The 17,947-nt window shown below is 32.1% G+C and carries 14 protein-coding genes; 4 read left to right on the top strand and 10 right to left on the bottom strand.

Features of this window, described 5'->3' with window-relative positions; all coding sequences use genetic code 11:
* Positions 1-83 precede the first annotated feature (83 nt).
* The 4 genes from AC3WQX_RS03420 to AC3WQX_RS03405 all read left to right on the top strand — a co-directional run bounded on the left by AC3WQX_RS03420 (position 84) and on the right by AC3WQX_RS03405 (position 6,347).
* The gene (locus AC3WQX_RS03420; RefSeq protein WP_023350400.1) at positions 84-2,684 is read left to right on the top strand and encodes a YfhO family protein; all 2,601 of its coding nucleotides are present in this window, start codon (positions 84-86) and stop codon (positions 2,682-2,684) included.
* On the top strand, positions 2,677-5,283 hold the full coding sequence (locus AC3WQX_RS03415) for a YfhO family protein (protein WP_492739800.1): 2,607 nt from the start codon (positions 2,677-2,679) through the stop codon (positions 5,281-5,283). Before AC3WQX_RS03420 ends, AC3WQX_RS03415 begins: the two co-directional genes overlap by 8 nt.
* 479 nt (positions 5,284-5,762) lie before the next feature.
* Positions 5,763-5,969: a hypothetical protein gene (locus tag AC3WQX_RS03410; RefSeq protein ID WP_226859621.1), complete on the top strand. Its 207-nt coding sequence runs from the start codon at positions 5,763-5,765 to the stop codon at positions 5,967-5,969.
* A 39-nt stretch (positions 5,970-6,008) separates the two neighbouring features.
* Complete coding sequence (locus AC3WQX_RS03405; protein WP_023350404.1) at positions 6,009-6,347, top strand: hypothetical protein; 339 nt, start codon at positions 6,009-6,011, stop codon at positions 6,345-6,347.
* A 576-nt stretch (positions 6,348-6,923) separates the two neighbouring features.
* Here AC3WQX_RS03405 and rplS read toward each other — a convergent pair.
* The 10 genes from rplS to AC3WQX_RS03355 form a co-directional block, all read right to left on the bottom strand.
* Positions 6,924-7,274: a 50S ribosomal protein L19 gene (gene rplS / locus AC3WQX_RS03400; RefSeq protein WP_002436293.1), complete on the bottom strand. Its 351-nt coding sequence runs from the start codon at positions 7,272-7,274 to the stop codon at positions 6,924-6,926.
* 105 nt (positions 7,275-7,379) lie between these two features.
* Positions 7,380-8,117, bottom strand: coding sequence for a tRNA (guanosine(37)-N1)-methyltransferase TrmD (gene trmD / locus AC3WQX_RS03395; RefSeq protein ID WP_023350405.1), 738 nt, complete (start codon positions 8,115-8,117; stop codon positions 7,380-7,382).
* A complete protein-coding gene (gene rimM, locus AC3WQX_RS03390) occupies positions 8,117-8,620 on the bottom strand; it encodes a ribosome maturation factor RimM (RefSeq protein ID WP_023350406.1) in 504 nt (167 codons plus the stop codon). Before rimM ends, trmD begins: the two co-directional genes overlap by 1 nt.
* A 262-nt stretch (positions 8,621-8,882) precedes the next feature.
* Positions 8,883-9,158 carry a 30S ribosomal protein S16 gene (rpsP, locus tag AC3WQX_RS03385; RefSeq protein ID WP_002453071.1) on the bottom strand — a complete coding sequence of 92 codons (276 nt, stop codon included), beginning with the start codon at positions 9,156-9,158 and terminating at the stop codon, positions 8,883-8,885.
* Between the two features lie 427 nt (positions 9,159-9,585).
* Positions 9,586-10,953 (bottom strand): signal recognition particle protein, encoded by a 1,368-nt coding sequence (gene ffh / locus AC3WQX_RS03380; protein ID WP_002435148.1) that lies wholly within the window; start codon positions 10,951-10,953, stop codon positions 9,586-9,588.
* Between the two features lie 29 nt (positions 10,954-10,982).
* A complete protein-coding gene (locus AC3WQX_RS03375) occupies positions 10,983-11,315 on the bottom strand; it encodes a putative DNA-binding protein (protein ID WP_002435170.1) in 333 nt (110 codons plus the stop codon).
* On the bottom strand, positions 11,302-12,561 hold the full coding sequence (gene ftsY, locus AC3WQX_RS03370; protein WP_023350407.1) for a signal recognition particle-docking protein FtsY: 1,260 nt from the start codon (positions 12,559-12,561) through the stop codon (positions 11,302-11,304). Before ftsY ends, AC3WQX_RS03375 begins: the two co-directional genes overlap by 14 nt.
* On the bottom strand, positions 12,558-16,127 hold the full coding sequence (gene smc / locus AC3WQX_RS03365) for a chromosome segregation protein SMC (protein ID WP_023350408.1): 3,570 nt from the start codon (positions 16,125-16,127) through the stop codon (positions 12,558-12,560). Before smc ends, ftsY begins: the two co-directional genes overlap by 4 nt.
* A 126-nt stretch (positions 16,128-16,253) precedes the next feature.
* Positions 16,254-16,967: a ribonuclease III gene (gene rnc, locus AC3WQX_RS03360; protein ID WP_218926218.1), complete on the bottom strand. Its 714-nt coding sequence runs from the start codon at positions 16,965-16,967 to the stop codon at positions 16,254-16,256.
* 140 nt (positions 16,968-17,107) lie between these two features.
* Positions 17,108-17,341 carry an acyl carrier protein gene (locus tag AC3WQX_RS03355; protein ID WP_001830184.1) on the bottom strand — a complete coding sequence of 78 codons (234 nt, stop codon included), beginning with the start codon at positions 17,339-17,341 and terminating at the stop codon, positions 17,108-17,110.
* Positions 17,342-17,947: the final 606 nt, after the last annotated feature.

The following is a 17,947-nucleotide window of genomic DNA, read 5'->3' as shown; positions in this document are numbered from 1 at the left end:
TCATTCATTGACGCTATCGCCTACAATTTAAATAACTAATAAGAGAATTAGATAACAAGCATCAAGTTATTTAGGAGTAATTAATGAAAAGAGTTTTAAGTTATACCGTATTATTTATAGTGCTATCACTTATTGGACATAGTTATGTCGTATATCGTTTTTATCACGATGGTATTTTATCAACTGGTCCAAATGATGGCATGGAACAAATGGTTCCAATACAAATGTATCTTTACAATCAGTGGCATCAAGGGAATCTATTTTATGCGTCTAACTTTGGCTTAGGTGGGGATTTCTTCACTGATTTAAGTTATTATTTTTCAACAAATTTATTATTTATCATTAATGTTCTAATTATTTCGTTTGTAAAATTATTCATATCTTTAGATACACATCAAGTGATGTTTTGGATGAATAACGCTTTAATCGTCTCAATTTTTAAGGGGACGATTGCGCTTTATTGTACATTTTTATATGCTCAATACATTTTTAAAAATAAAATTTTGAGTATATTTACCGCATTTTTATTTGTAATCTCACCACTCTATTTCAGATTTACAGCTTATTGGCCATTTTTCAGTGATGTGTTTATTTGGTTACCTTTACTTTTATTGGCCATGGAAAAGTCAATTCAACAACGTAAAAGTGGTCTGTTAATCTTAACTATTACATTAGTATTAATAAATAATTTCTATTTTGCTTACTATTTTTTAATTATTGCTAGTGTTTATGGCTTAATTAGAATCATGTTTAGGCATCCTGATGATGATTCAACACGAATAAGAACCTTGTGCACTTTACTTATCCCAGCAGTATTAGCTTTAGGAAATAGCTTATTTATTTTCTTTCACAGCGTACAAAGTTTCGTAAACAATAGACGGGTATCATTCTCTGGAAATGTTCCAACTTTTGAGCATCTGAATATTAATACAAACATATTCTTCGATAACTATCTTATCGTCATTTTATTTTTAACAATTCAAAGTATATTAACCTTTAAATTATATAGACACTACTATTATCGATTATTTGCACTGATGACCGTAGTACTCATCATATTTACTTTTATACCACTTATAGATCAAATTTTTAATGGATTTTCAGCACCTCAGAAGCGTTGGCATTTTATTTTAGCCTTTTCATCATCTTTATTAATCGGACTATATGTAAAGTACTTTAGAACGGTGAGTGTTAAATCATATATCACTACAAGTTTGATCGCCCAACTCATTATTTATATTAGCGCCTATTGTTATCATAAATTCTTACCATGGTTAATACTTGTACCGGTAGTTTCAATTATTGGATTATTAATTTTATTTTTAAAAGAGAGAAAGGTTCGCATACAACTTACATATATTTATATCATTTCAATTGTTGCCTTAAGTATGATGGTGAGTTTTGTTTTTATAAAAAATCAAATTTACTTCCAAGACCATCAGGATCGTGCGAATACATTTTATGCGAATTCAAGTCTATATAGCTCTGATTTACAAAGAGCATTAGTTAAAGAAATGAAGAATAGTAAGAAGGATGACCAACGTATTGATTGGCGGGTTAACGAGCAGGACAATACGCCGATGTATCAAAACTTTAAAGGTTTGAGTCTCTATTCAAGTATCTTTCATCACAATATCTTGGATTTCTATTATGATGCTTTGAAAATTAATTTAGCAGAGGAATCACTTAGTCGTTATCAATCGACTAATGCTAGACAAAATATCGATAGTTTATTCTCAATTAAATATGTAATGTTAAAAAAATATCAAAATAATATACCTACTTACTTCAAAAAAGTGAAATCGAGCGGCCAATATGACATATATGAAAATCAGCTTAATTTACCTAGCGTTAAAGTGACTAATAACCTATATAATAGTCAAAGCTTAAAAACACCGATAGACCGTGAACATGCAATGCTTAAAGGAGCGATTGTAGATTCAAATGGCAAAGATTTCAATTCTCAAAGTAAGAATTTACTAAAACATGCACGTATAACTACTAAGAATATTAAAAGTAAAGGAAATAATCAGTTAGAAGTTAAAAATAATATAGGAATTGTTAACATTCATATACCTAAAAAAATCCGTAAGCAATATCAGGACTTTTATATAACTTTATATATTAAACGAGGTAATCCAGACAGTAATTACACTGTAAATGTTAATAATTACTTTAATAACCGTCTTTATAATAATTCAGTCTACAAAACTGGGATAAACACACAACTTTATCGGACCCAACCTGATAAAAACGGCAATATTTCTATTAAATTATCTCCAAATGGCGGTTTCAAATTTAAGTTACTCAATCTCAGTGGAGAAAATTATAAGACACTCAAAACTGCACATCATAATGCAAACTTTAATATGGATTACAATGATATTAAAAATGGTGTGAAAGTGAATCTCGGTCAACACTCTAAAGGTTTAGCTACCATAAATATTCCTTATCGAGCTGGTATGCGTGCTTATATTGACGGCCGTCAAGTTAACATCCACAAAGTAAATTATATGATGACTGGTGTTCCAGTAAACAAGAATGATCAAACTATAATTATTAAATATCAGCCCCCTTATTGGAAAACAATGATATTTATTTCATTTATAAGTATTATTTTTAGTATGATATATATAAGATATACGAATTCAATAAAAAGAAAGATGAGGATTCACCGTGATTAAAAAGTTTTGGCAAACACCTAAAAGGCGATTTCTATCTATCCTAATATTAAGCTGTATCCTTTCATTAATACTCTACTTTCCATTTATCTATCAATACATGACAAAAGGCGACGTTTTCAGTGGAAGTGGTGATGGTTTTAGGCAAATGATGCCTTTCCAAATGTATCTGTATGAACATTTTGCTTCTTTTAAAGGGTTCTATGATGCCTCTTTTGGTTTGGGTGGAGATTATGTGAAATCATTAGCATATTACTACTCAATGTCACCACTTATGTGGATCAATTTTGCATGTATTTGGGGACTTGAACATACTATTCATATTAATCCACATGACATTAGCTTTTGGCCAACTAATCAACTTGTTATGGCATATGTGCGAACTGTAATTACTTTGATTTTTACTTTTTATTTGTTTATGTATTTGAAATTCAAACCCGCACCTATGTTTATTGCAACTATTTTGTATGGCATGTCTACCGTTATGACATATTATAATTTTACTTGGTCATTTTATGGTAACTTACTTATCATGCTACCTATGTCAATTTGGGCTATGGAAAGATTTTTTAGAGAGCGCAAGTTAGGATGGTTTATCTTTGCAATTACATTTACACTATTCACTAATTTCTATTTTAGTTATTATGAAGCGGTTGTATTAGGATTTTATTTTATTTATCGCCTCCTTGCAGTACATCCGCAAGATATTGTTAATCGTTGGCAAAAATTTTACATATTAGTTATCGCTACTTTATTAAGTGTTTTATCAAGTTTATTTGGTCTTTATACTGGTGTTTCTTCATTTTTAAATAATGATAGATCACAGAATCCTAAATTTGGAATTACCTTTTTAACCAATTTATTTGAAAAAAATTATAATATATTTACTGATGGTTTTTATATAACAATTTCTATTATTGTAATTATTGCGTTATTTTCATTCAAGCTATATCAACATTATTATTATAAGTTATTCGCCATTGCAACTTGGTTACTACTCATTGGTTCTTTATCACAATGGTTTGATAGTGCATTCAATGGATTCTCATTACCTCAAAGACGTTGGGTTTACTTTTTAGCATTATCATCAGGCGCTTTAATTGCACTTTTCATACAACATTTAAGCGAATTATCTCTAAAGAATTATTTAATTATAGCTATACCTATATTTTTATATAGCTGTTTTTACATCACTTACACTGATCGCTCTGTAAATTGGATGTATATTGCAATTATAATAATGATAGTTATTGGCTTATTATTATACAGGAAATCACTTTTAAAAAGAAAATGGATAGCAATCGGGCTAGTTATTCTATTTTTAGTTGAACAAGTTATTATGGTAAATGATTCAAAAAAAATAACTATTGAACCATACCAAACTACGATGGACACTATTAACGATTCAAGTTATAGAAGTAAAGTATTAAACAATAAAATTAATCAAATGACTAGTGATAAACTAGATCCTTTGAAAAGATTAGATTATTTTTCATTTTACGCACTTAACTCACCATTTATATATCACTACAATGGTACATCTTTATATTCAAGCATTTTCAACGGTCAAATTTTAAAATACTATGATAAAACAATGCAAATCAACATGCCTGTAGATAAAAATAGTACATATCGCTATTTAGGTAATCGAGCGAATTTGATGGCTTTATGGAATGTACAAGATAGATTAAGACATCCTAATGACTTAAACATGCCTTATGGATTTAAAAAGAAAGATCTTATCAAAGATGGGAAAGATCAATGGATTCACTCAAAGAATACGATTTCTTATCCAAGCGCACACATTACGCATAAAGTCTATGATTCTAATAACTTAAACTCACCTCTAGATAGAGAACAAACGATGCTTCAAGGTGTGGTATTCGATAATAATACGAAAAGTGTTAACACTACGTTTAGCCCTAATAAAAATCTATTAAATGATGCTCAACTACAATTAAAAGATTCACAATGGAAAAAGAAAAATCAGCTAAAGGTAGATAAAAATAATGGAGGCGTTCAACTCACATTACCTCATTCTTTAACTAAAAAGTATAAAGACATGTATCTCGAAATGGATGTTGAAATGCTCACTCCTGATAAGGAACATAGTATTGGCGTAAATGAATATAGTCAAAATCGAAATGCGTTGTCATATAAATATCGACGTGTGGTATCACCTGTAACAATGCGTGTGAAAGCTTCAGACAAACTTAATATTCATATGTCTGAAGGTACGTATAGATTTAAGATTAAAGGAATTTATGGGGAAAATTATCACACACTTAAAAAAGCTTCTAAACAATTACATTCAGTAAAAGTAAAAAAAGAGAGAAATGGTTATACGATTACTAAAAATAAAAACGATAACGGATATATCGTGTTACCTATAGCTTATGAAAATGGCATGCAAGCTAGAGCCAACGGTAAGCCTTTAGATGTAAAAAAAGGTAACGGAATTATGACTACAATTCCAGCTAAAGCTGGACAAACAACGATTAGATTGACTTACACACCGTCACATTTTTATTGGTTAATTATTTTAAGTATCATTGGAGTCATTTTAAGTATCATGTTTACTAAAAAAGTAAGAAAAAAATAAAGTTTAATCATTTTGATTTGAACTGCGTTAACTTATGTATTGAATCCCAAAAGTTGTACCTTAGTTCAGTATGTTATTTTAAAGATTTGTTTCCAATGTTGTTTAGGAGACAAGTCTTTAAATTTTGACTTAATTCTAGTATTATTATAAAAATTATATAGCCAGTTACCTTTTTTAGACATACTTTGAAATATGTGATTCTCTTTGAACATATATACTTCTTTCTAGGTCATGCTACACATAGTCAAAGCGAACTCTCAGGTGATAAATAACGCTTGGACATTAATTTATAATATTATTTAAAACAACAGTCAAAAACTAATATAGGACGTTTAAGAACTTAACTCAGACATATAGGAAATAATACAAAACCTAACTATACAATATGATAAAAGTAAAATGTATCACAAAATACCAAGATTGTAGTTTTGGTTTTGTTTGTAAAAATGAATAAACTATTGTCAAGATTTGTAATCTCTTTGCTGTCGTTTGTATTAGCATTAACTGTAGTTTCTCCATTTTCTTCTAAAGCTGAGGAAGGGCATAAATATAATCAAAAAGAAGTCGATGAATTAGCACAAGCATTACAGGTTACGTTTGAACAGTCTTCAATAAAGTCAGAAGGTAAAATTTTAGGATATCAAAAATCTACCATTGTGAATAATTTGCAAAATAACAAATATTAATCAGAAATAATAAATGGGTTAAGTAAAAAAGGACTACTTTTGTCAGATCAAGATGCAAATCAATATAAACATAGCGGAACAGCATCAAGAGCCGCCGGTAATTATGGAGATGATGCGCCAAATGCAAGTCCAGCAGAACAAAAACATGCGAAGAAATGGCTGAAAGTACGTAATGGTTGCCTTTACAATAAAATTCCTGAAATATTAGGTGTGTCTGCTACGGGTACTTTAATTGACGCAATGACTACAGGAAGTTGGCAAAAAGCAGCTAAAATAATATTGAAATTAGGCGGTAAAGGTACTGTAGTTGGATTAGCAGCTAGTTTGACATGGACTTATGATGAATGTAGTAGATATGCCAATAGTAAAGTGAAATAGGATGTGGTTCTTTGAAAAAATACATATTATTCGCATTTCCATTGGCTTTTGTATGTCTGTACACAATATCTAAAGTAATTTGGAATAAAGGAATTATTGTAGACAACAATCCAATACATGCGATATATTTTTTATTATTTTACTATATTGTTGCAGGATTTATTATATTAATTCTGTTTTTAAGAGGAAAATGATTTCCTTTTAGTGAATGTTAAATTGTAATAATTAAATATAAGTTAGAATATTGCCCATCAACAGAGTTGTTGATGGGTTATTTTGTATAAATATGACATTCTTAGACATTCATTTAAATAGTCTTGAACTATTTTTAACTTGATTTAAAATTTGTAATATTTACTTATAAAATGTCCGCCCCTAATTTTAGATTTTCAGTCCAACTTTTAGGAGGCATATCATTCTTAAAGACAATGGTGTGTTTTATTTATACGATTTTGTAAGTACTTAACATTCAAATGAAACAAAAAAGCTTTCAAACACCTTTGATTAAGATGTTTGAAAGCTTTATCTTTATTACAAGTTACAAATAACTTGTGTTGAAAATGTCGAGTTTGCTGATTAACGAATTTCTTGGATTCTAGCAGCTTTACCACGTAAACTACGTAAGTAGTATAATTTAGCACGACGTACTTTACCGCGACGTTTAACTTCGATTTTTTCAATTTTTGGAGTGTGTAATGGGAATGTTCTTTCCACACCTACACCTGAAGAAATTTTACGAACTGTGAAAGTTTCAGAAATTCCTCCACCACGGCGTTTAATTACAACACCTTCGAAGACTTGGATACGTTCACGTGAACCCTCTACGATACGAACGTGTACACGTAAAGTGTCACCAGAACGGAAAGTAGGTAAGTCAGTACGTAATTGTGATTTAGTTACTGCTTCGATTAACTTATGATTACTCATTATAAATTCTCTCCTTCAACCTATGTTCTTGCCTAGACAAAAGTATAGCAGCGGATCATAGTGATTTTTAGTGTTTTTTCACACTTAAATTATGTTAGCATAACGCTACTTGTTTTTCAATTGCTTTTTGTACGTTTCTAAAATTTCTTTATCTTTTTGACTGAGCTCATAATTTTCTAAAAGATCCGGTCGTTTTTCGTAAGTGCGAATCAATTTTTGTTCATGTCTCCATTGTTCAATGTGAGCGTGATTTCCGGATAATAAGACATCCGGCACCTTCATTTCTTTATATTCTCTTGGTCTTGTATATTGAGGAAATTCTAATAATCCATCTGAAAATGAATCATCTTGATGGGAAGCTTCATTGCCTAACACTCCAGGAATCAAGCGCACAATTGCATCAGTCATAGTCATTGCAGGTAACTCTCCACCTGTAAGCACATAATCTCCCATAGAAATTTCATCAGAAACAAGATGCTCTCTGATTCGTTCATCATAGCCCTCATAATGACCACAAATAAATACAATATGTTGCGATTTACTTAACTCTTGAGCTATCTCTTGAGTAAAAGGTTTACCTTGAGGACACATTAATATCACACGCGTATCGTCATCTCTTTTTAAATCTTCCATAGCATTAAAAACAGGCTCAGGTTTTAACACCATGCCTTGCCCACCGCCAAATGGGTAATCATCCACTTGATTATGTTTGTTGATTGAATAATCTCGAAAATTTATTGTATTTACATCAATAATTTCTTTATCTTGAGCGCGTTTCAAAATCGAATGATTCAGCACACCATCAAACATTTCTGGAAATAACGTTAAATAATCAATTTTCATTAATCTAACAATCCTTCCATAGGTGTAATTTTAATTGATTTACCTTCCACATCTATATCTTTAACCACATCTTCAATGTATGGAATAAGATACTCTTTATCTCCTTTAACAACCCACACATCATTGGCGCCAGTCTCAAAGATATTAATTACTCGACCGATAGGAGTATCTGTATCATCAAAAACTGTACATCCTATGATATCCGAATAATAAAACTCATGTTCATCCAACTCGATATCTTCATGATCACGTTCTTGATATAGATAATCACCTTTGAGATGTTCAATATCATTAATATTGTTTATTCCTTCAAATTTTAACATGTGAAACCCTTTATGTATGCGATAAGATGAAACAGTATATTCGATATCTTCATTATTGTGTTTAACAATTAAATTTTCACCTGGTTGAAATCGTGTTTCTGTAAAATCTGAATTCGACTTAACTTTAATTTCGCCTTTAATTCCATGTGTATTTACAATTTGTCCTACTTCTACTTCCATTCAACGCCCCTCCTAGTCTATCTATTTTTAACTTTTTTGAAAATGAATTATGTATATTTTATCACGTATGCGTGGTTATATAAAAAGTGATATAACAATCATTTCAAATTGTTTGGAAATTACGATGTAAGCATGATATATAAGAGAAACTTTAGAAAAAAGAGAATAAGTCATGCCTCTTTTAAATGTGTTTAATTCTATCCAAAAGTTAAAAAAGTCTGAGACATTAATAATGTCTCAGACTTACAACAATTTAAGCTAATTATTTAGCATTTTTTTGTTCATCAAATTTTTTCAAGATACCTTCTCTTGATAAAATGTTGTGAACTGTATCTGTTGGTTTAGCACCATCGTGTAACCATTTTAAAGCTAACTCTTCATCAATTTTAACTTCTGGTGCATTAACATTTGCTGGATTGTAAGTACCTACTTGCTCGATGATACGACCATCACGTGGTGAACGTGCATCAGCAACTACGATACGATAGAATGGGTTTCTTTTAGAACCTAAACGTGTTAAACGAATTTTAACTGCCATTTAAATTACTCTCCTTTATGTGTTTTCATTTTATTTTCTACAAGAATAAATATTAACAGTTACACAAAAGTTTGTAAAGACTTTTTTCTTTACCTAAAGCCCCACTTCTAAATTTATTTAGTTAGTGGGACTTACACACTAGCTTTTAGCTAGGGTGTTCCTCTATTAGATTTATGAAATAAATCGTAGATTTGGTTATGGGAGCGAGACAGAATTCATCATGAATTCGTCTTCTCGCCCCCGCACAATTGATTAGGGTATTATAAGCATAATTCCCAATCAATCACGGCGTATATGAGCTTTAGCTCAGGCGTACCTTTATATTTATTTAGTTAGTGGGACTTACACACTAGCTTTTAGCTAGGGTTTCCACAATTAATAAACATCGAACAATCAACAAAATTGTCCGATGTTTTAAAAATGTTTATTAAAATGGTAAATTCATACCTTTTAACATATTCTCCATTTGGCTTCGCTTACCTTTTTTACCTTTGCCGCCACCAGTAAATTGTTTCATCATTTTCTTCATATCATTGAACTGTTTCATAAGACGATTGACTTCTTGTAATGAACGACCAGAACCCTTAGCTATACGTTTCTTACGAGAAACATTTAGTGTTTCTGGGTTTGAACGTTCTTTAGGAGTCATAGACTGAATAATCGCTTTAATATGATCGATTTGTTTGTCGCTCATATTAAGCTTATCCAATCCTTTCATTTTGTTCATCCCAGGAATCATTTTCATAATATCATCTAAAGGACCTAAGTTTTTAACTTGGTCTAATTGTTCTAAGAAATCATCCAATGTAAATGAAGAGTCACGCATTTTCTTCTCTAAATCTTTAGCTTTTTCTTGGTCAACATCTTGTTGTGCTTTTTCAATTAAGCTTAACACGTCACCCATACCTAAGATACGAGAAGCCATACGTTCAGGATGGAATAGTTCTAAACCATCTAATTTCTCACTCATACCTACAAATTTAATAGGTTTCTGAGTCACCGAACGTATAGATAATGCAGCACCGCCACGTGTATCACCATCAAGTTTCGTTAAAGTTACACCTGATACATCTAGTTGATCGTCAAATGATTGCGCAACATTGACAGCATCTTGACCTGTCATTGCGTCAACAACTAGCATAATTTCATCTGGTTTAGAAATTTCTTTAACTTCTTGTAACTCATTCATTAACGCTTCATCAATGTGTAAACGTCCCGCTGTATCGATGATGACAAAATCTAAATGTTCTTCTTTAGCATGTTTCAATGCATTTTCAACAATTTGTTGAGGCTGAACTTGGTCACCTTCACTATATACAGGTATGTCAATTTGTTTACCAACAGTTTGTAATTGGTCAATCGCAGCTGGACGATAAATATCTCCTGCAACTAACATCGGCTTTTTATTATATTTTTTACGCATTAATAATGCTAATTTACCAGCAGTTGTAGTTTTACCGGCACCTTGTAAACCAACCATCATGACAACAGTAGGTGGTTTATTTGCCATTTTAATAGATGTGTTTTCTCCACCCATCAAGCTTGTAAGTTCTTCTTGAACAATTTTAATCACTTGTTGGCCGGGTGTTAAAGATTGCATAACATCTGAACCTAAAGCACGGTCAGAAACAGTTTTAACGAACTCTTTAACAACTTTAAAGTTAACATCGGCTTCTAATAATGCTAATCGTACTTCTCGCATCATTGTTTTGATATCCGCTTCAGTAACTTTACCCTTACCACGCATTTTTTGCATCGTGGCTTGCAATCGATCGGATAATCCTTCAAATGCCATTACTAGTGCCCTCCTTTTTTTAATTATTACTACTCTAACTCTTCTAATTGAGCGATATATTCTTTTAGTAAATCTGGATTATTAAGAGATTGTTTCATTAAATCATAAATTTCTTGGCGTTTCTCAAATCTTCTATATAAACCTAGTTTAGTTTCATAATCTTCTACTAAATCGCCAGTTCTTCTTATATTATCATAAACTGCCTGTCTACTCACTTCAAATGTATCAGCGATTTCACTTAATGAATAATCTCGTAAATAAAATAATTCCAAATAGCTTTTCTGCTTTTGAGTTAATAATGATTGATAAAAATCAAACAAATAATTCATTCTAATTGTTTTAACTAAATCATCTTGGCCCATCTTGAGTACCTTCTTCAGTTTCATTCGACGATTCATCAATTAATTCATCAGGAATATCTTCATTTTGTTCGATCATATCAGCAAATAAACCGTATACGTAACTTTCAGGGTTAAATGGTTGTAAGTCATCAAGTTTTTCACCTAAGCCTACATATTTAACAGGGATATGCAATTCATTACGTATGGCAAGAACGATACCACCTTTAGCAGTACCATCTAATTTGGTTAATACAATACCTGAAACATTTGTCACGTCTTTAAATGAACGCGCTTGTGACAACGCATTTTGACCTGTTGTAGCATCTAAACATAGTAATGCTTCATGAGGTGCATCAGGGATTGCTCGACTAATTACACGTTTCATTTTATCAAGTTCTTGCATTAAGTTAGATTTATTTTGTAGACGACCTGCAGTATCACAAATTAAAATATCTACACCTTTATTTTTTGCGGCGTTAATTGCATCGTATACTACTGCTGCTGGATCAGAGCCTTCACTCTGACTTACAACTTCCACGCCTACACGGTCTCCCCAAACTTTTAATTGTTGGATTGCGCCAGCTCTGAATGTATCTCCAGCTGCAAGCATCACTTTTTTACCTTCTTGTTGATATCGATATGCTAACTTACCAATTGTAGTGGTCTTACCAACACCATTGACACCAACCATTAAGATAACGTTCAATCTACCATCTTCAAGATTCATTGCTTCTGAATGATCGTCTTCTTGGTGATAAATCTCGACAATTTTTTCAACAATAACTTCACGTAAATCTTCAGTTTCCTGAATATTGCGTCTTTGCGCTTCCGTGCGTAATTCATCTGTCAATTTCATTACTGTATTGAAACCAACGTCAGCCGTAATAAGCATTTCTTCAAGTGCTTCAAAGAAATCTTCGTCTACTTTTCTATAGCGTGCAATTAAATTATTTAACTGTTCTTGGAAATTTTGACGTGATTTTTCTAAACCAGCTTTAAATTTCGCACCAATTTTTTGGGCTTCAATTTCTTCAAAGTCCTCAATTGAGATTAAACCATCTTCGTCGAAATCAGCTTCACTTAATTTTTTTGGTTTTTTCTTAGGTTTAGGCTCTTCGATTGTATCAGTGACATTGGGTTCACCTGATTCACTTGATGCATCCGAATCACTTGTTTCGTTTGATTCCACATCTTCAGTTAATTCTTTTTGAATCTCATCTTCACTTTTACCTGAAAATTTATCTTTTAAGCGTTTAAAAAAACTCATGCTTGTTCCTCCTTCATAACCTCATCTATAGTATTTAGGTTAACGCTAACTAACTTAGAAACACCTGACTCTTGCATTGTGACTCCATATAAACGGTCAGAGAACTCCATCGTTCCTTTACGATGAGTAATAACTATAAATTGTGTTTGTTCTGATAGTTCATTTAAGTATTGAGCGTAGCGAATCACATTTGCTTCATCTAACGCTGCCTCTACCTCATCTAGTATAACAAATGGAGCAGAACGTACCTTAAGAATTGCAAATAATAATGCTATAGCACTTAATGCGCGTTCACCACCGCTTAATAAAGAAAGATGTTGAAGCTTTTTACCAGGAGGTTGAACAATAATATCAACACCTGCTGATAAGTAATCGTCTTCTGTTAAACGTAGTTCAGCTTGTCCGCCACCGAATAATTGTTTGAAGACAGTTGTAAAGTGGTCTTGTACCGCATGGAATGTTTCTTTAAAACGTCCTTCTACTTCACGATCCATTTCATTAATGATTTGTTCAAGTGTCTCTTTAGCTTCTCTTAAATCCGTGCGTTGCTCATTGAGGAAGGTATAACGTTCATTTAAGTCCTCGAACTGTTCAATAGCATTTAAGTTTACTGGACCCAACTCATCTATAGACATTTTCGTAAGTTTGACTTTCTTACGTAGACTTTCAATAGGTTCATTAGATTCATATAAAGCGCGTGCTCTCTCTACAGTTAACTGATATACATCATTCAGATGGTCTATCGCGTGATTAATCAACACATCTAATTTTGATTGTTTTGCTTTAATATCTTGATAATGATTTTCGATAGCTAAAATATCTTGATGACAAACTTGTAGCTGACTTTCATTATTCTCAATCGTTTCATTTAGATTGATACGTTGTTGTTTAAGTTCTTCATGTTGTTGATTAAGCTGATCACGTGCCTCTTCTTGTTCTTGAATTTGAGATTTCAAATCCTCAAATGCTTGTTCACCCATCATTTCGTCAGAATTAAACAGCCTTATTTTCTCTTCAACAGTCTTAATTTGTTGCTGCGTTGATTCTTGTTGTTTAACTAAACGTTCAATCTCGACTTTTTGAGATTTTATTCGCTCTTTCACCACTGCTAAATCGGATTGTTTTTGATGAAGTTGTTGTTGGGTTTTAGTTGTTGATTCTTTACCTTCTTTAGACAATTGAGTATAACGTTCAATTTCACTCTCTAATTCAGTCAATTGTTGTTGGATTTCAGATAAACGCGCCTGTTTTTGCGTTAAAGTTTCTTTACTTTTATCACTTTGATAACCATCATTTTTCTCAAATTCAAATTCTTCATGTTCGTTCTTAAGATGCGTCTCTTGTGTTTTTAAACGATCTAACTCTAATTCATGATGATGCACTTTTTCTTTTAACGTATTATATTGTTGGCTCGCATCGAAATACTGCTCACTTAATTGTTCGGACTTGTCTTTTAATTCTTTAAAATGACGTTCAAAATCAGCAGTTTGACGTTGATAATCCTCAAGTTGATGACGCATTTTTGATAGTTCATCCTTTTGAGAAAGAATACTTTTCGATTTTCGTGCACCACCGCCAGTCATTGAACCACCAGGATTAACTACATCTCCTTCTAAAGTTACAATTCGAGTACGATAACGTATAGCTCTAGCTAATTCATTAGCATGTTTTAAATCATTAACGATGATTGTATTTCCTAATAAATTTTCAATGACACTTTGGTACTTGGAAGAAACATTTACAGCATCTGACGCAATATTAATAAACCCTTCAGTTTGACGAGCTATCTCTTTAATATCTGACGCAATATGTCGTGGCTTAATAACATTTAAAGGTAAAAATGTCGCACGCCCTAAATTGCGTTGCTTTAAAAATTGAATCGCCTGTCTCCCATCTTTCTCATTATCAACGATGACATGTTGAAGTGATGCACCTAAAGCTGTTTCTATTGCTTGAGTCATTTGAGATGGAACATCAATCACTTCAGCTACTGCGCCATGAATTCCTCTCAATTCGTTATCTTTAGCTTTGAGAATGTGTTTAACCCCATTGAAGAAATACGTATAATCCTCCTCTTGAGTAGCTAAACTATCAATTCTAGATTTTAATTTTTCATTATATCTGTAGGCTTGATACAGCTTATCTTCATATTCAGATTGCTGTTTTTTAGATTTGGTTAAATCTTTTTCAATACGGTGAATGTGTTGTTCCGCTTCTGTTAAAGCCTTTTTAGAAATTTTATAACTTTTTTCAGTTTCATTAATATTATTTTGTATCTCTTTTAACTGATTAAATGCTTCAACAAGTCTCGAATCTAATCTAGATTTTTTTGCCTCGTTTTCATTAATCGTATGTTCAAGAAAACGTATATCATTATTAACGTCCGATTGTTCAGACATTAGCGTATAATAATTATTCTTAATTTCTTCAAGCTTTTCATCGTGTTGTTCATCAGATACGTACAGAATTGACTCTAGATCTTGTACTTCTTTATTTAAATGTTTCTGTTTATCTTTAAGTTCATTTAACGTTTCTTCATTTTGTTGCTTTTCATGATCAATCGATTCAATCTGAGCATTTAAGTTCTCAAGCTCTTCTTCATATCTAGCATTTGTTTCTGATTGATTCTTTTTACGTTCTTCTAATACATTTAATTTCCCAGCGAGTTGTTCATATGTTTCTGTTGTTTTAACTAATTCATAGTTTAATTTTTCAATATCAGAATCAACTTGCTGACGTTCGCCTTTGAACTTTTGCAACAATTGATTTACTTGAGCTTGTTGTGCTTCTTTATCTGCTTGCTGACTTTTCAACTCATTTAAACGTTGGTCTAATTTAGTGTTGTCTTCCGTATATTGATCGATGTCATGTACCGTAACGATAACATCACTTTGTTCCATTTGTTTGGATAACTGTTGATATTCTTTAGCAATTGCTGCTTCTTCTTTAAGTGGTTCAACTCGACCTTCTAAATCATATAAGATATCTTCAACACGAGTTAGATTATCTTCAGTATGATCTAACTTGTTAATAGATTCAGCTTTCCGCTTTTTATATTTTAATACGCCAGCTGATTCTTCAATAATTTGTCGTCGGTCGATAGGTTTAGCATTTAAAATTTCGTCAACTCTACCTTGTGAGATGATGCTGAATGCTTCTTTTCCTAAACCTGAATCTAAAAAGATTTCAATAATATCTTTTAAACGAGCACGATCGTTATTTAAGTAGTATTCACTTTCTCCACTACGGTATAGACGCCGAGTGACTACTAATTCATCTGAATCAATCTGCAATTTTTTAGAATGATTATCTAATTTGAGTTTTACTTCAGCATAGTTTTGAGCCTTTCTATGTTCTGCTCCTGAAAAGATAATATCTTCCATTTTAGAACCACGTAACGATTTAGCTGATTGTTCACCTAATACCCATTTAATTGCATCAGTAATATTACTTTTACCACTACCATTAGGACCAACAATAGCTGTCACACCTTTATCAAATTGGACATTGGTATGGTCGGCAAAAGACTTAAATCCTATGGCATCTATTGATTTTAAATAAACCATCTTATTCTCCTTATCACATTCATGTTGAGTTTATCAGCATGTCACAATACAATCTCATTATTACTATTTCTAATTAATTAATAATTATGTATGCGTATGCTTCTCTATAGATGTCACTCATCTACATTAAAATGACTCATTTTTCTTCATTGACTTATAAGCTTGCTCGGCTGCCTTTTGTTCGGATTCTTTCTTCGTCTTTCCTTTACCCTCTGCAACTGCATTATTTTCTAAAATAACTTCAGAAGTAAATAACCTATGGTGGGCAGGACCCTCTTCTTTAATAAGGCGATAGGTCACATCACCTTTATTTTGTCGATGTACGTATTCTTGAAACTGTGTTTTAAAGTCGACCACACCAACTAATTCATCATCTTCTACATATGGGAAAATGACTTTCTCAGCAAATTTCCATACAGTATCTAAACCTTGGTCTAAATATAAAGCACCTACAAATGCTTCAAAAGCATCAGATATTAATGATGGTCTAGTTCTACCGCCTGTTTTTTCTTCACCTTTACCCAATAAAATAAGTTCATTTAAATCAATTTTATTTGCAAATATTACAAGTGAGGGCTCACAAACAATTGTTGCACGCATCTTTGTCAGATTACCTTCTGGCAAATGAGGATGCTTATCAAACAAATAGCGTGAAACCGTCAATTCTAATACCGCATCACCTAAAAATTCTAAACGTTCATTATGATCAAGTCGATTCATATTAAAATCATTGATAAAACTCGAATGTGAGAACGCTTGTTGATACATATCGATATTATTAAAATTAAAACCCCACTCATTCATTTTGTTGGTAAATTTTTGTTGAAATTCTTTGACCATCTCTCTCTTTTTATGGTTAGCCACTGCCTAACCTCCTAACTCTAAAATAAATATTTATACATCTTAATTTTACGTGAAAATAAAGTAAAACTAAAGAAAAAATCTGAGCCGACGTGAGTGACGACTCAGATGTAAGTTTATTATTTTTCTAAGCTATTGATGTACTTAACAGCATCACCAACAGTGTTGATTTTTTCAGCTTCTTCATCAGGAATTTCAGTACCAAATTCGTCTTCTAATTCCATTACTAATTCAGCGATATCAAGTGAGTCAGCGCCTAAATCATCTTTAAATGATGCATCTTCAGTTACTTTGTCAGCATCAACACCTAAACGGTCAACGATGATATCTTTTACTTTATCGAAGTTTTCCACGTCGATTCACCTCCTTTAAAAGTGTCTATCCATAGACTACTATATTTTCCCATTTTACTTTCTAAAATACAAGTAGAATTTTTAGAAACACTTAGCACTTTAGTGCTTAGCGTTTCTTATGCATGAGCTTTAGCTCAGGCGTTCCTTAAAATAGCTTAGCACTTTAGTGCTTATATAGTATCACTTTCATTTTAATGATTAGTGATACTTACACAATGGCTTGTCCATTGTGATCATTAAAAAGTAATTGCCTTAATACGCCTTTTGTTACAACCGCTTTGCGGTTGCATAAGTAACACTAACTTTCACTTCGTGAAAGAAGTGGAGTTGCACTTCATGACTTTCTTGAAACTTCTTTTATTCTCATTTCTCTTGTCATTCGTGCTTATTTTGTGGATTACAACCGCTTTACGGTTGCATAAGTAACACTAACTTTCACTTCGTGAAAGAAGTGGAGTTGCACTTCATGACTTTCTCGAAAATTTTATTTTTTCCGTTTCTCTTGTCATTCGTGCTTATTTTGTGGATTACAACCGCTTTGCGGTTGCATAAGTAACACTAACTTTCACTTCGTGAAAGAAGTGGAGTTGAACTTCATGACTTTCT

Source organism: Staphylococcus sp. FW104-15G4D, assembly GCF_058790135.1.
This window is presented reverse-complemented; position numbering and strand designations above follow the sequence as displayed.